A 12669-nucleotide genomic window follows, 5' to 3' on the forward strand; every position below is an offset into this window, starting at 1 on the left:
TTGCCAACTGGGCAACTGTGCTGCACAGACCGGCTGCCCGCTCGTGCTGCGCTGCACCAATTTCAGCATCCTCCCCCATCTACACTTTCCACCTATGCAAGCAAAGACACATCGCCCCCCGAAGATTGCGCTGGCGTTGGCTGGCGGCGGGCCACTGGGTGCGATTTATGAAGTGGGCGCGATGTGCGCACTGGAGGAATCGCTGGAAGGTCTGGATTTCACCAAGCTGGACCACTACATCGGCGTCTCGGCGGGCGGCTTTATCGTCGCTGCGTTGGCCAATGGCATGACGCCGCGCGAACTGTGTGCCTCGTTTATTGAAAACGACGCGCCTCCGGCAGATACCTTTGATCCGTCCTGGCTAATGGAGCCGGCCTATGGCGAATTTGTGCGCCGCGGCATCATGCTGCCCGGCCTGTTGCTCTCCGCCCTGTGGGGCATGGCGCTGGGGCGCAAGTCGCTGATGGGCACGCTGGAGAAGCTGGCACCAGTGCTGCCATCCGGCATGTTCTCCAACAAGCCGATTGATACCCAACTGGCGCGTCTGTTCAGCCGCGAAGGCCGCACCAACGACTTTCGCAAACTCAAGACCAAGCTGACGCTGGTCGCCACCAACCTTGACAGCGCCGAAGCCACCTTGTTTGGCCGCCCCGGGTGGGATCACGTGCCTATCTCGCAGGCCGTTCAAGCGAGCTCCGCGTTGCCGGGACTGTTCCCGCCCGTCGAGATTGACGACCAGTATTACGTGGACGGCGCCTTGAAGAAGACCATGCACGCGTCGGTCGCGCTGGACGACGGTGTGGACTTGATGATTTGCCTGAACCCGCTGGTGCCATTCAACGCCACCTCGCCGCAGGTTGCCAAAGTGATGCAGCGCGGGCTGTCGTCCGAAAAGCGTCGTATCCCGCGCATCGCCGATGGCGGACTGACCTCGGTGCTCTCCCAAACCTTTCGCTCGATGATCCACTCCCGCATGGAGCTGGGCATGAAGCATTACGAGCACACTTACCCGGACACCGACATCGTGTTGATCGAGCCCGACCACCGTGATCCCGAGCTGTACCTCGCCAACACCTTCAGCTACGCACAGCGCCGCCAGCTGGCCGAACACGCCTACCAACAGACCCGCCAGATGCTGCGCTCGCGCAAGACCGGTCTGTCCGCCAAACTGGCGCGCCACGGCATCAGCCTGAACCACGCGGTGCTGGACGACCCCAAACGCCACCTGTCCGCACCCGCAAAAGCGCCGACCCGCCTTGGTCGCGCAATAGCCACGCTGCAGGAAGTCATGGACGACCTGGGCGACGTAGTAGAAGCCGCTAACCGACCCAAGGCACACTGAGCCCATCATGGTCAAAAAAGCGCCACGCCGCACTGCCGAACGCATCCTGGAGGTGACGCTGGAGCTGTTCAACCGCTTTGGCGAGCCCAACGTCTCCACCACGCTGATCTCTGCGGAAATGGGCATCAGCCCGGGTAACTTGTATTACCACTACCCTGCCAAGGAAGAGCTGATCAACTCGCTGTTCGACAAGTACGAAGCGGCGCTCAATGAACTGCTCAATGCCAGCGATGGTGTGCGCGATGTTGAGGACGCATGGTTCTTCATGCACACGCTGTTTGAACTGATCTGGCAGTACCGCTTCCTGTACCGCGACCTGAATGATCTGCTCAGCAAAAACCGCCGGTTGGAAACCCATTTCCAGTTCGTGCTGAAGAACAAGGCCCGCGCCATCACCGCTTTGCTGGAAAGCATGGCCCGCTCCGGCGCGTTGCAAATGGAAGCACGCCAGATGGAGCCCACGGCCACCAGCATGGTGGTGGTGTTGACCTATTGGCTGAGCTTCGAATATGTGCGTGACCCGCGCCGCGCACTGGAACCCGAAAGTGCCCAGGCTGCACTGATGCGCGGTGCGCACCACGTGTTGAACCTGCTGGTGCCCTATTTGCAAAACGAACAGCGCACCCACCTGCTGCAATTGGCGGGGGCCTATGGCCCCGCCGTCTGACAACCCATGCATCGCTGGACCCCATTCCCCCATGTGAGCGCATATCCGTTCGATGCGGACTCTGTGCGCAAGCAATGGTCGAAGCTGCACCTGGGCGACCAGGAACCTTTGCCCCAAGACCCCAAGGTGCTGGCGGCATGGGTGCATTTCCACCGCGGCGAGTTCCAGGAGGCTTTTGAGGCAGGGCTGAAGGCCGGACCAGATGGCATCACCGTGGCCAACAAGGCCGCGTGCATGTACGCCAACTACCTGGAGCCCAAGGAAAAGCTCAAGCACGAGATCTTCAACGAGGTGGCCCTGCGCGCGGCACAGCAGATTGCAGACAACCCGGAACATGCCAATGCCCACTACTGGCAGGGCTACGCCTTGGGCCGCTTCAGCCAGGGCATTAGCGTGGCACGCGCTCTGGCGCTAGGCCTCGGCGGCAAAATCAAAACGGCGTTTGAAACCACGATTCGGCTGGAACCACAACACGGCGATGCACACATCGCCCTCGGAACGTTTCACGCGGAGGTGATTGACAAGGTCGGCGCGATGATTGGCAACATGACCTATGGCGTCAAGAAAGACACGAGCCTGAAGTTGTTCCAGCAAGGCCTGGCACTGAAACCCACGTCGCCGATTGCGATGATGGAATACGCCAACGCACTGACCATCCTGGAAGGCGAAAACCGCCACGCGGAGGCCACAGCCCTGTATGAACGGGCTGCCGCTGCCGCGCCTATGGATGCGATGGAGCGGCTTGATGTCGATATGGCACAGGCCGAACTCGCCAGTTAAATCGCCCCCACGCTCCGCCGCTCTTCGAGAACCCTTGGGGTGGCCCGGCGGGAAATTGCCACCACGGTGTGATTACTCTCCCCACGGAAGCATCAGCGTCACCAGCGACAACTTCGCATACTCCGGCTCAAACCGGTCAATGATTTGCTGCGGATCGGGGCACAGCACCGCATCGGACACGATGCCAAACTGCACGCCGCCGCCGTAACTCAAGATCGACACACCTAGCCCCACCGTGCCGCTTTGCGGTACCCAGAACAGCGATTCCTCAATCGTTGATCCGCAGATCTTCAACTTCTCGCGCGGCCCAGGCACATTGGTCATCACTGCGGTGGCTTTTTTCGAAAACAGATTCAACAGCGCCTCTTGCGCCGGTTTGATCAGCACACCGGCCACCGCCAGCAAACCGAACGCGAGCAGGGGCTGCATGCTGTCTTTCAGGCCCACCATGCGCTTGCGCACCTCCAGCACCCGCTCTACCGGGTTGTCCAGCCCAATCGGCAGCACCAGCGGCGCCAGGCCAAACTGGTTGCCCAGCTTGTGGGCCTGGTCCAGCGGGCGCAGATTCACCGGCACCATGACGCGGATTTCCTTGCCGTCAATCGATTCACCACCCGCGCGCAGGTACTCGCCAATCGCCCCGGCAGCGCAACTCAGCAGTACGTCATTGATGGAGCAACCCAGCGCCTTGCCAATGGCTTTCACTTCATCCAGTGGCAAAGGCGCGCACCAGGCCACGCGCTTGGTCAGCCCCGGCATGCCTTTGAGACTGGTGGGTGAGTCGTCCGGCATCAGCGCCAGCGCCGCCATATCTCCGAGCAACTGGTAGGCCATGCGCGCCGCATCGGCGCCCCCCTGCGGGTCGGACAGCATGTCCAGCGATTTGGCTGCACCACCACCGGCCATCGCCAGCGCCTTGACCGCGAGGTTCGCAAAAGGCTTGAGCAGCGACTCCGCAATCCATTCCTCCGCACCGCCTCCACTTTCGCGCGGCATGCGCCTGGGACGCACAGGTGGCGGCGCGCCGCCATCCACCAGCGACTGCATCACCGCAATCAGCGCGATGCCGTCGGCAATGCAGTGGTGGATCCGCACCATCAAGGCCGAGCCACCTTTGTAATCTTCCACCAGATGCATTTGCCATAGGGGATGGTTATGGTCCAGTGGCTCCATACACAGTTGCGCAAGCCGTTCCTGCAAGGCTTGCTGCTCCTGCCCAGGCAATCCGGTGGGCAAGGTCTCCACCACCAGATGGCGCGCCAGATCAAAGTTCGCATCCGTCATCCAGCTCGCGCCCGTGGCATCTTCCACTGCGCGTTGCACGAAGCGCGGGTATTTCAGCAACCGCTCCTGCACGCGCTCTGCCAAATCCTGGCGGTGGATGCCAGGGCGTATCACCCAGACCCCGACAATCATCATCAGGTTGGTGGCCGAGTCCATGCGCAGCCAGGCCGTGTCGACCTTGCTCATGCGCTCTTGCGGCGCTGCATTCTGGCTGTGGACGCGGGTGACCATGGGATTGGTTTCAGTGAGGATTGCCGACCCTGGGCTTGGGTAGGGCTTTTCTATTTTGAGGCAAAAGGCACCGTAAGATAGAGCCCAAAGAAACATTCAACCCCACAGGAGATTTCCATGGCCACTCTCAAAGCACAATTCGAAGCCGCCGTTGCCAATTCCAAATCGCTGACCGAACGCCCAGACAACAGCACGCTGCTGAAAATCTATGCACTGTACAAGCAGGCTACCAGCGGCGACAACACTGAAAAGAAGCCCGGCTTCACCGACATGGTGGGCCGCGCCAAGTGGGACGCGTGGAATGGGTTCAAGGGCACGTCAGACAAAGACGCGATGCAGCAGTACATCGATCTGATTGAATCTCTGAGCTAAATACGGCCAGGAGGCGCACAAAACGTGCGTAAGCAGCTATTAAATTAGTAGCACTTGGCAATAGCACCTCGCTCCCGCGAAGGTGCTATTTTTTCTTGGGCGCCGCCTTGGCGCCCGCCTTAGGCGCCAGCAGCTTGTCGAGGTTCTTCACAATCTCGCCCTCGATCTTGTCCTTGAACGCGCCCAGCAAGAAGCCCAGCTTGGCGTCGAGCGCGAATGCGTCTTTGGTCACCGCAAGCGTCCCATTGACGCCGGATCGGGTAAAGCTCACCGTATCGCTGGTCTTGCCTTCCTCGTAGGTGCATTCCATGCCAAACTCCTGCTCTACCTGTTCGGCCCACTGGTACGCTATTTTTCTTGCAGCGGCGAGCCCCAAAGCGTGCTCCCGCTGAATATGAAGATTTGCCACTTCCTAACTCCTCAAGGTTGCCAACATGAGCCTCTACAAATTCAAATCCAAAGCCGCCGGTGACCTCATCATGCTGGAACCCAACGGGCGCCAGGTGCTCCAGATCATCGGCAAAGCTGATTCTGCGTCAGGCAGCAAAGGCATTCTGCTGCCAGCCGAGATGCCAGCCGCCATCGCTGCGCTGGAGGCCGCCGTGGCACAGGAAGAGCAGGCCCAGCGGGACGCGCAGGAACGGGGAGAAGCCCCGGCCCGCGCAGAAGGCATTTCCCTGCGCCAGCGCGCTGTGCCGTTCATCGACATGCTGAAGCGCTGCCACCAGGCGGACAAGGAAATCGTCTGGGGGGTGTAGCCATAGCGTAAGGGGCAATTTTCCGCAGGGCCGCCCCAAGGAAAATTAGCCCCCTCGGGGGGCAGCGACCCGCACTGCGGCGGAGCGTGGGGGCCACATTTAATCGATGTACTCTTTGGCGGCCTGAATGATCGGGCCCCATTTGGCGATTTCGGCAGCAACGAACTTCTTGTGTTCAGCCGGCTCCATGCGCTTGTCGGTGACCACCACAGCACCCAGCGCTTCTTCCTTCTTCAGGAACTCGGGGTCTTTCAGCGCGACTTTCAGTGCAGCGTTGACCTTGGCGACCACATCGGCTGGCGTACCCTTGGGCGCGTACAGGCCGTGCCAGATCGTCACTTCAAAGCCCTTCAGGCCGGACTCTTGCAGCGTCGGCAGGTCTTTCAGTGCCGGTGTCGTCAAACGCTTGGCCGTGGTGACGGCATAGGCGTTGACCTTCTTGGCTTCGATCTGCGTGCTGGTGTTGGTGGTCTGGTCGCACATCAGGTCGATCTGGCCGCCGATCAAATCTGTCATCGCAGGCGCGGTGCCTTTGTAGGGAACGGCCGTCATTTCAATCTGCAGCGCGTTCTGGAACATCAGGCCGCACAGGTGCGAGGCCGAGCCGATGCCAGCATTGCCCAGGTTGATCTTGCCTTTGTTGGCGGCAAGCCATGCGGCAAATTCCTTGTAATTCTTCGCAGGCATGGTCGGGCGGGTGATCACGGTCATCGGCACGTCATTGATCATGCCCAGGTATTCAAAATCGGTTTCGATCTTGAACTGCATGTTGCGCAACAGGTTGGGCATGGTTGCCATTGCGATGTGATTCAACAGCAGCGTGTAGCCATCGGGTGCGGCCTTGGCGACCTTGCCGGCGCCGATCGCGCTGCCGGCGCCTGCAGAGTTGTCCACGATGATGCTCACGCCGCCCAGTGGCTTGCGCAATGCTTCGGCCAGATCGCGCGCGACGCGGTCGGTCGGCCCACCGGCGGCGAACGGCACGACGATGGTGATGGGTTTGGAGGGGTACGTATCCGCATGCGCAGATAAAACGGACAGCGCAGCGGCTGCAACGACCAGCAACTTTTTCATGGATGTCTCCTGTAGTTTTTTAAAGGCAAAACAAAGTCTATCCAGAATCGCCGCTTTACGCATCCGGTAAACCCCTGCTCACTCCTGAAAATCAGGGTCGTAAGGTCTGTGTATGGGTCCACTGTTGGGGGTTCATCTGCAAGGGCCGGTACTGCACCTGTGCCCACGTATCGCGCATGTCGCGGTAACGATCTGACCACACCAGCCCGCTTTGCCCTGTCTGGTAGATGAACTGTGACTTCTCCAGATCCGCCAGGTCGTACACCGCACGCATCGATGCCGCATGCCGGTTGGCAAACGGCGTCTTGCTGTCGTTGGGCCAGTAGTGGCCCACATTGACAGTGTTGGAGTCGCCGCCCGTAGGCACCATCACATCGAAATACGGCGCCAGTAACGGCACGTTGTCAAACGGTTGGTGGCTGCTCTTGGCAAAATGTGCGCCCCCCCAGGTCCAGGCCGCTACGTCGGGGCCGTACTGAATCTGCAGCCGCGCAAGCGCGCGGTCCAGCGCGGCAGACGACTGCTCTTCGCAGCGCATAGGCGCGCACCACCAAGCGTTGTCATGTTCCAGAATGCCTTCGATGGCCGTGCGGAAATGTCGCTTGCCGTACAGCGACTTGAACTTGGCTTCGCCCAATTTAGGCGCCAGCACACCGCGCGTCAGTTCATCCACCCACGCCGAGAAGATCAGCGGCGCAACTTTGTCCGCACCCATCACGCCGTCAAACTTTTCCACACTGGCCAGCGCCGCTGCCGCCAAGGGATGGCTGCTCTGCGTTTTTTGCAGAAAGGGCAACAAACGCAGTGTGGCTTGCGATGTGGTGTCGGCCTGGATACGCTCCATGCTTTGTACATCGTGGCGTGGCGTGGCTGCCAGCAGTTTTTCGATGCGATCAAAGCGGTACGACACGGCCCAGTCCTGCCCCATGAAGGGCTTGTAGTTAGGCGGCGTGATGCGCTGGTTCGCAGTGGCGACCCAACCCTTAGCTCCAGTGTCCTGAGGCGTTTGTGCGATGTCCAGCCAGCCAGACCAGTCGTAGCGCGGGTCCCAACCGGGGGATGGCGCCATTCCCATGATGTCGTTGTCGGCTCGGCGCAGCGGCACCTTGCCAACCGCCTTGTAGAGTATCTTCCCGCTGACATCCGCCACCACCAGGTTTTGCATCGGCGAGTGGTAATGAGCGTAGGCCTTGACGATATCGTCCACTGACTGCGCGCGACTACCTTCGATGGCCGCCAGCACGGTGCGGTTGTCAGTATCCAGCGCGCTCCAGCGCAATGCGATCACAAAGCTGCTGGTGTCCAGAATGTCTGCGTGCGACTTCTGCACGTCGGAGAGCACTGGGCCGTGGCGCGTCTCGCGCACCACTATCTCCACATCCGGCTTGCCCTTGACCCTCACAACCTCGTTGCGCGTCTGGAAACTCTGCCAGGCCATCTTGCCGTTGATGTCGGGCACCTGGTACAGCGTGGGGTCATCGGGGTGGATGTGTTCCAGATACAAGTCCTGCACATCCGGCCCGGTATTGGTAAAGCCCCAGGCCACCTTGGCGGTGCGCCCCAGCACCACATACGGAAAGCCCGGCAGCGTCGCGCCTATGGTGTCGAACTCGGGTGACTGGATGCGTGCGAAATACCAGATGGCCGGTGCGCCCAGGCCCAGATGCGGGTCGTTCGCCAGCAAAGGCTTGCCACTGACCGTACGCGAGCCCGACACCACCCAGTTGTTGCTGCCCTTGCCTTCCACATTGCCGATCTGGTTGGCAAATGCGTCTGACCATTGCGCCACGGAGTCGTTGATCGCCTTGGCGGAAGCAATGACCTTGGGACGCTCTGCGCCGTCATCGCGGTACACGCCCAGTTCGCGGTACATCTCCGCCAGATCGGCTGTGGCCGCGGGCTTTTCTCCGGCATAGGGCGGAAGCAACTGCCACACGCGCTGCGTGTCTATCACCTGCGCCGCGGACAGGCGCGCAAACTCCGTGCCCCAATTGCCACCCAGGTCCAGCGCCATCATCAGCGTCCAGGCGACGCTGTCTTGCGGCAACCATGTGCCAGGCTCTACGCGCAGGATGTGGAATTCGGGTGGCAGAGCCTGGTTGCCCTGGCTGTGGAATGCGTTGATGCCATCGGCGTAGGCCTGCAAAGCGTCTTTTGCGTTCTGCGGCAACCCATTCCACTGCTTTTGCGCCGCCTGAACGATGCCCAAGGTGCGCATCAGCTTGTCGGTGTCCAGCGTGGCGTCCCCAAAGATTTCGGACAGCTCACCGTGCATCACGCGGCGGTTGAACTCCAGTTGCCAGCCCCGCTCCTGAGCGTGGACGTAGCCCAACGCAAACAGCGCGTCGTGGGTGGATTGGGCCTTGATATGGGTGACATCGGATGCATCACGCTGTACCTGCACGGTCTTTTGCAAGCCCTCCACGCGCAGCGCCCCGTCCAGCGTGGGCATGCTGCGCTGCACATAAATCGCTATAGCAAGGAACACCAGTATCAACAGTGCGGCCAGCGACCATCCCAAACGCTTCAACCACACCATGGTGAATCCCTTTATTTATAGCTTCTGGCGTCCTCTATGACCTTGCCATCGTTGGGCAAGGAACCTGGCAGCATGATAGTGACTTCGCCACGCAGTTTGGTGACATCACGGATCGCTTCGGCAATTTTTGCGGCGAGCGCATCAGGCCCGCTGCAGGCGGTTTCCACTTGCAGTGTCATCACGTCGTTGGCCATCTCGCCGCTGACCACCAAGCGCGCTTTGGCGACTTCGGGGAAACGCTTGACGATGGCGTCCACCTGTTTGGGGTGGACGAACATGCCGCGGATCTTGGTGGTCTGGTCCGCGCGGCCCATCCAGCCCTTGATGCGCGTATTGGTGCGGCCCGTTGGGCAGGCGCCGGACAGGATGGCCGACAGATCGCCGGTACCAAAGCGGATCAGCGGATAGGCCGGGCTGAGGCTGGTAACGACCAACTCCCCCACTTCACCTTCCGCCACCGGATCGCCGGTACCGGGCCGCACGATCTCCACGATCACGCCCTCGTCCAGCACCAGGCCTTCGCGCGCTTCGGTCTCGTAGGCAATCAAACCCAGATCGGCTGTGGCGTAGCACTGGTAGCCCGCAATGCCGCGCTCCGCAAACCAGTCGCGCAGGGATGGCGGGAACGCCTCGCCGCCAAACAGGGCCTTCCTGACGCTGGGGATCTTCACCCCCATCTCGGCAGCTTTCTCCACAATGATTTTCAGAAAACTGGGCGTGCCGATATAGCCCGCAGGCTGCAGCTCGCGCATCGCCTGCACCTGCTGCTCGGTCTGGCCGGTACCGCCGGCAAACACCGTGCAACCCAGCGCGTGCGCGCCGGTTTCCATCATTGAGCCGGCAGGAACAAAGTGGTAGCTGAAACAGTTGTGGATCAACTCGCCGGGCCTGAAGCCCGCCGCGTACATCGCGCGCGCCATGCGCCAGTAGTCCTTGCCCGTGCCTTCGGGTTCATAGATAGGGCCGGGGCTCGCAAAGATGCGTGGCATCGCCGCACCATAGCCAATCGCGCTGAAGCCACCAAATACATCGCCTCCCGCTTCACGCGCGGCTTGCTGTCGCTCCTGCAGCTCGGACTTGCGGATCACCGGCAACTGGGCCAGCGCAGCGCGCGTTGTGACACTCGCCGCATCTACGCCTGCGAGCAAAGCCGCAAACGCCGCAGACGACTTTTGCGCATGCGCAATCTGCGCAGGCAGGGCCGCCAGCAGCCCTGCCTCGCGCTCTGCAGGGCTGCGGGTTTCCAGCGCGTCATACCGAGAAGTCATGGCAAGCCTCCACACATCAAACCATTTGCTACTAAATTTATAGCTGCTTACGCACGTTTTATGCGCCTTGCAGGCATTTTTTATTCCAAAATCAAGCCAGCCAGCGCTTGCGCCGCTTGTAACTCTTCACGTCCTTAAAGCTCTTGCGCTCGCCGCCGCCAACGCCCAGGTAGAACTCCTTGACGTCTTCGTTGCTGCGCAAGTAGTCCGCCGCGCCGTCCATCACCACGCGGCCGCTTTCCATGATGTAGCCGTAGTCGGCGTACTTCAGTGCCATGTTGGTGTTTTGTTCGGCCAGCAGGAAGGTGACTTTCTCGCGTGTGTTGAGGTCTTTGACGATCTCGAATACTTCTTCGACGATCTGCGGCGCAAGGCCCATCGACGGCTCATCCAGCAACACCATGCTGGGGCTCGCCATCAGTGCGCGGCCAATCGCGCACATTTGCTGCTCGCCGCCGGAGGTGTACGCCGCCTGGCTGGACGCACGGGTCTTGAGGCGCGGGAAGTAGGTGTAGACCTTCTCCAGATTCGCCGCCACCTCGGCCTTGCTCTTGCGCGTGTAGCCGCCGGTCAGCAAATTCTCTTCAATGGTCAGGTGCGCAAAGCAGTGCCGCCCCTCCATCACCTGCACCACACCGCGCTGCACCAGGTCTGCCGGGCTCAGGTTTTCAATGCGCTCACCGCGCAGCTCGATGCTGCCCTTGGTCACCGCGCCACGCTCACCGGCCAGCAGGTTGCTCACGGCGCGCAAAGTCGTCGTCTTGCCCGCGCCGTTGCCGCCCAGGATCGCGACGATGCCACCCTCGGGCACTTGCAGCGACACGCCCTTGAGCACCAGGATCACGTGGTTGTAAATGACTTCGATGCCATTCACGTTGAGAACGATGTTTTTCGGTTCCATAGGTCTATGTGTTTACCAATCGACAAGGCTGCGCTGCAACCCTGTGGATTGGCGGCTCACGAGGAGCCGCCGTTCGCTCAAGACTGACAATCCGCTGGGGCGCGGCGCGTCATCTTCTTATCAGACAGGTACTTCTCTGCACCGGCCTTGACCATGGGCTTGATGATTTGCTCGTCAGCCTGGTACCAGTCGGACGAGAAGCCCCACTTGCTGCCGTCCCAGGTCTGTACGCGCGCCCAGGTCGAACCCATGTGGTCAGAGCAGCTGGTGGACAGCGGCCGCATGATTCCGGAGAAGCCCAGTGCGTCGAGCTTCTTCTGGTCCAGCGCCAGGTTTTCCAGACCCCAGCGCACTTGCTCGCCGGTCATGACCTTGCCCTTGCCAAAGCGCTCTTGCGCGCGGCGCACGGCTTCCACACCCAGCATCTGGATGATCACGCCACGGGTGTACAGCACCTGGCCGACTTCGTCCTTCGGTCCAGTGCCCTGGCCCTTTTCGTGCACCAGCTTCAGGATGTCCTGGATCACTTTGGGCTGCGTGCCCGAAGTGTTCAGCGCCAGCGCGTTGTAGCCCTTCGCGCCTTCGCCCACATCCTTCACGTCCGGCTCGGCGCCGGCCCACCACACGCCATACATCTTGTCGCGCGGATAGCCCGTGGCTTGCGCTTCCTTCAGCGCGGTGGAGTTCATTACGCCCCAGCCCCACAGCAGCACATAGTCGGGCTTGCTCTGGCGTACTTGCAGCCAGGCGGCTTTCTGTTCTACGCCAGGCGCAGTGACTGGAATCTTCTGCAGATCAAAGCCGAGCTGACGCGCACGCTCATCGAGCAGCGGAATCGGCTCTTTGCCGAACGGGCTGTCGTGGTAGACCAAGGCAATTTTCTTGCCCTTGAGTTTCTCCAGTCCGCCTTCCTTCTTGCCCAGATGCTGGATCAGGATGTCGGCGCCCGTCCAGTAGCTGCCCATCAGCGGGAAGTTCCATTTGAAGGCCATGCCGTCCTGCGCCACCGACAGGCCGTAGCCCAGCGTGATCAGCGGTACTTTGTCGTTGACCACTTTTTCGGTCAGCGCAAACGTGATGCCCGTAGCTTGCGGATCGAACAGGGCGACGCCAGGGCGGCTCTTCAGGCGCTCGTAGCATTCGACGCCGCGGTCGGTCGCGTAGCCGGTCTCGCACTCTTCAAACGTCAGCTTGACGCCGTTGATGCCGCCATCACGGGCGTTGATCATCTTGATGTAGTCCTGCTTGCCGTTGGCCCACGGCGTGCCATTCGGCGCATACGGACCCGTGCGGTACGACAGCAGCGGGAAAAACTGCTCCTTCGCTTGCGCGAATACCGGACTGCTCGCCAACGTAGCGGCCACCGTGACCACGAGCGCTGTTGCTTTCACCAAAGTACGAAGCTTCATTTGTCTCTCCTAAAAGTTAGTTGTTGAAGCACAGGGAAAAAACA

At 60.8% G+C, this 12669-nt stretch carries 12 protein-coding genes; 5 read left to right on the top strand and 7 right to left on the bottom strand.

Annotation, left to right across the window (positions count from 1 at the left end):
* Positions 1-94: 94 nt before the first annotated feature.
* The 3 genes from AC1DV6_RS02000 to AC1DV6_RS02010 are packed head-to-tail and all read left to right on the top strand — an operon-like array spanning position 95 to position 2789.
* The gene (locus AC1DV6_RS02000; RefSeq protein WP_477974613.1) at positions 95-1342 is read left to right on the top strand and encodes a patatin-like phospholipase family protein; all 1248 of its coding nucleotides are present in this window, start codon (positions 95-97) and stop codon (positions 1340-1342) included.
* Between the two features lie 7 nt (positions 1343-1349).
* Positions 1350-2009, top strand: a complete 660-nt coding sequence (locus tag AC1DV6_RS02005) for a TetR/AcrR family transcriptional regulator (RefSeq protein WP_477974615.1) — start codon at positions 1350-1352, stop codon at positions 2007-2009.
* Between the two features lie 6 nt (positions 2010-2015).
* On the top strand, positions 2016-2789 hold the full coding sequence (locus tag AC1DV6_RS02010; protein WP_477974617.1) for a tetratricopeptide repeat protein: 774 nt from the start codon (positions 2016-2018) through the stop codon (positions 2787-2789).
* A 72-nt stretch (positions 2790-2861) separates the two neighbouring features.
* Here the strand turns inward: AC1DV6_RS02010 and AC1DV6_RS02015 are convergent, their stop codons facing one another.
* Positions 2862-4304 (bottom strand): wax ester/triacylglycerol synthase family O-acyltransferase, encoded by a 1443-nt coding sequence (locus AC1DV6_RS02015; RefSeq protein ID WP_477974619.1) that lies wholly within the window; start codon positions 4302-4304, stop codon positions 2862-2864.
* A 117-nt stretch (positions 4305-4421) separates the two neighbouring features.
* Here AC1DV6_RS02015 and AC1DV6_RS02020 point away from each other — a divergent pair, with 117 nt between their 5' ends.
* Complete coding sequence (locus AC1DV6_RS02020; RefSeq protein ID WP_477974621.1) at positions 4422-4676, top strand: acyl-CoA-binding protein; 255 nt, start codon at positions 4422-4424, stop codon at positions 4674-4676.
* An 85-nt stretch (positions 4677-4761) separates the two neighbouring features.
* Here the strand turns inward: AC1DV6_RS02020 and AC1DV6_RS02025 are convergent, their stop codons facing one another.
* Complete coding sequence (locus AC1DV6_RS02025) at positions 4762-5085, bottom strand: polyhydroxyalkanoic acid system family protein (RefSeq protein WP_477974623.1); 324 nt, start codon at positions 5083-5085, stop codon at positions 4762-4764.
* A gap of 25 nt (positions 5086-5110) precedes the next feature.
* Between AC1DV6_RS02025 and AC1DV6_RS02030 the strand changes: the two genes are divergently transcribed.
* Positions 5111-5434 carry a DUF1840 domain-containing protein gene (locus AC1DV6_RS02030; protein WP_477974625.1) on the top strand — a complete coding sequence of 108 codons (324 nt, stop codon included), beginning with the start codon at positions 5111-5113 and terminating at the stop codon, positions 5432-5434.
* A 99-nt stretch (positions 5435-5533) separates the two neighbouring features.
* Here the strand turns inward: AC1DV6_RS02030 and AC1DV6_RS02035 are convergent, their stop codons facing one another.
* The 5 genes from AC1DV6_RS02035 to AC1DV6_RS02055 form a co-directional block, all read right to left on the bottom strand.
* Positions 5534-6508, bottom strand: a complete 975-nt coding sequence (locus AC1DV6_RS02035) for a tripartite tricarboxylate transporter substrate-binding protein (RefSeq protein WP_477974627.1) — start codon at positions 6506-6508, stop codon at positions 5534-5536.
* Positions 6509-6599: 91 nt separating this feature from the next.
* Positions 6600-9047 (bottom strand): penicillin acylase family protein, encoded by a 2448-nt coding sequence (locus tag AC1DV6_RS02040; RefSeq protein ID WP_477974629.1) that lies wholly within the window; start codon positions 9045-9047, stop codon positions 6600-6602.
* Positions 9048-9058: 11 nt separating this feature from the next.
* A complete protein-coding gene (locus AC1DV6_RS02045; RefSeq protein ID WP_477974631.1) occupies positions 9059-10315 on the bottom strand; it encodes a phenylacetate--CoA ligase family protein in 1257 nt (418 codons plus the stop codon).
* A gap of 91 nt (positions 10316-10406) precedes the next feature.
* Complete coding sequence (locus AC1DV6_RS02050; RefSeq protein ID WP_477974633.1) at positions 10407-11216, bottom strand: ABC transporter ATP-binding protein; 810 nt, start codon at positions 11214-11216, stop codon at positions 10407-10409.
* Between the two features lie 77 nt (positions 11217-11293).
* Complete coding sequence (locus AC1DV6_RS02055; protein ID WP_477974635.1) at positions 11294-12625, bottom strand: ABC transporter substrate-binding protein; 1332 nt, start codon at positions 12623-12625, stop codon at positions 11294-11296.
* Positions 12626-12669: the final 44 nt, after the last annotated feature.

The sequence above is a fragment of the Rhodoferax sp. P2_H8_2 genome (genome assembly GCF_056403235.1).

Coding starts and splice junctions, on each gene's coding strand:
- AC1DV6_RS02005 (WP_477974615.1), top strand. CDS start 1,350: ATGGTCAAAAAAGCGCCACGCCGCACTGCCGAACGCATCCTGGAGGTG.
- AC1DV6_RS02000 (WP_477974613.1), top strand. CDS start 95: ATGCAAGCAAAGACACATCGCCCCCCGAAGATTGCGCTGGCGTTGGCT.
- AC1DV6_RS02035 (WP_477974627.1), bottom strand. CDS start 6,508: ATGAAAAAGTTGCTGGTCGTTGCAGCCGCTGCGCTGTCCGTTTTATCT.
- AC1DV6_RS02040 (WP_477974629.1), bottom strand. CDS start 9,047: ATGGTGTGGTTGAAGCGTTTGGGATGGTCGCTGGCCGCACTGTTGATA.
- AC1DV6_RS02010 (WP_477974617.1), top strand. CDS start 2,016: ATGCATCGCTGGACCCCATTCCCCCATGTGAGCGCATATCCGTTCGAT.
- AC1DV6_RS02050 (WP_477974633.1), bottom strand. CDS start 11,216: ATGGAACCGAAAAACATCGTTCTCAACGTGAATGGCATCGAAGTCATT.
- AC1DV6_RS02030 (WP_477974625.1), top strand. CDS start 5,111: ATGAGCCTCTACAAATTCAAATCCAAAGCCGCCGGTGACCTCATCATG.
- AC1DV6_RS02055 (WP_477974635.1), bottom strand. CDS start 12,625: ATGAAGCTTCGTACTTTGGTGAAAGCAACAGCGCTCGTGGTCACGGTG.
- AC1DV6_RS02045 (WP_477974631.1), bottom strand. CDS start 10,315: ATGACTTCTCGGTATGACGCGCTGGAAACCCGCAGCCCTGCAGAGCGC.
- AC1DV6_RS02015 (WP_477974619.1), bottom strand. CDS start 4,304: ATGGTCACCCGCGTCCACAGCCAGAATGCAGCGCCGCAAGAGCGCATG.
- AC1DV6_RS02020 (WP_477974621.1), top strand. CDS start 4,422: ATGGCCACTCTCAAAGCACAATTCGAAGCCGCCGTTGCCAATTCCAAA.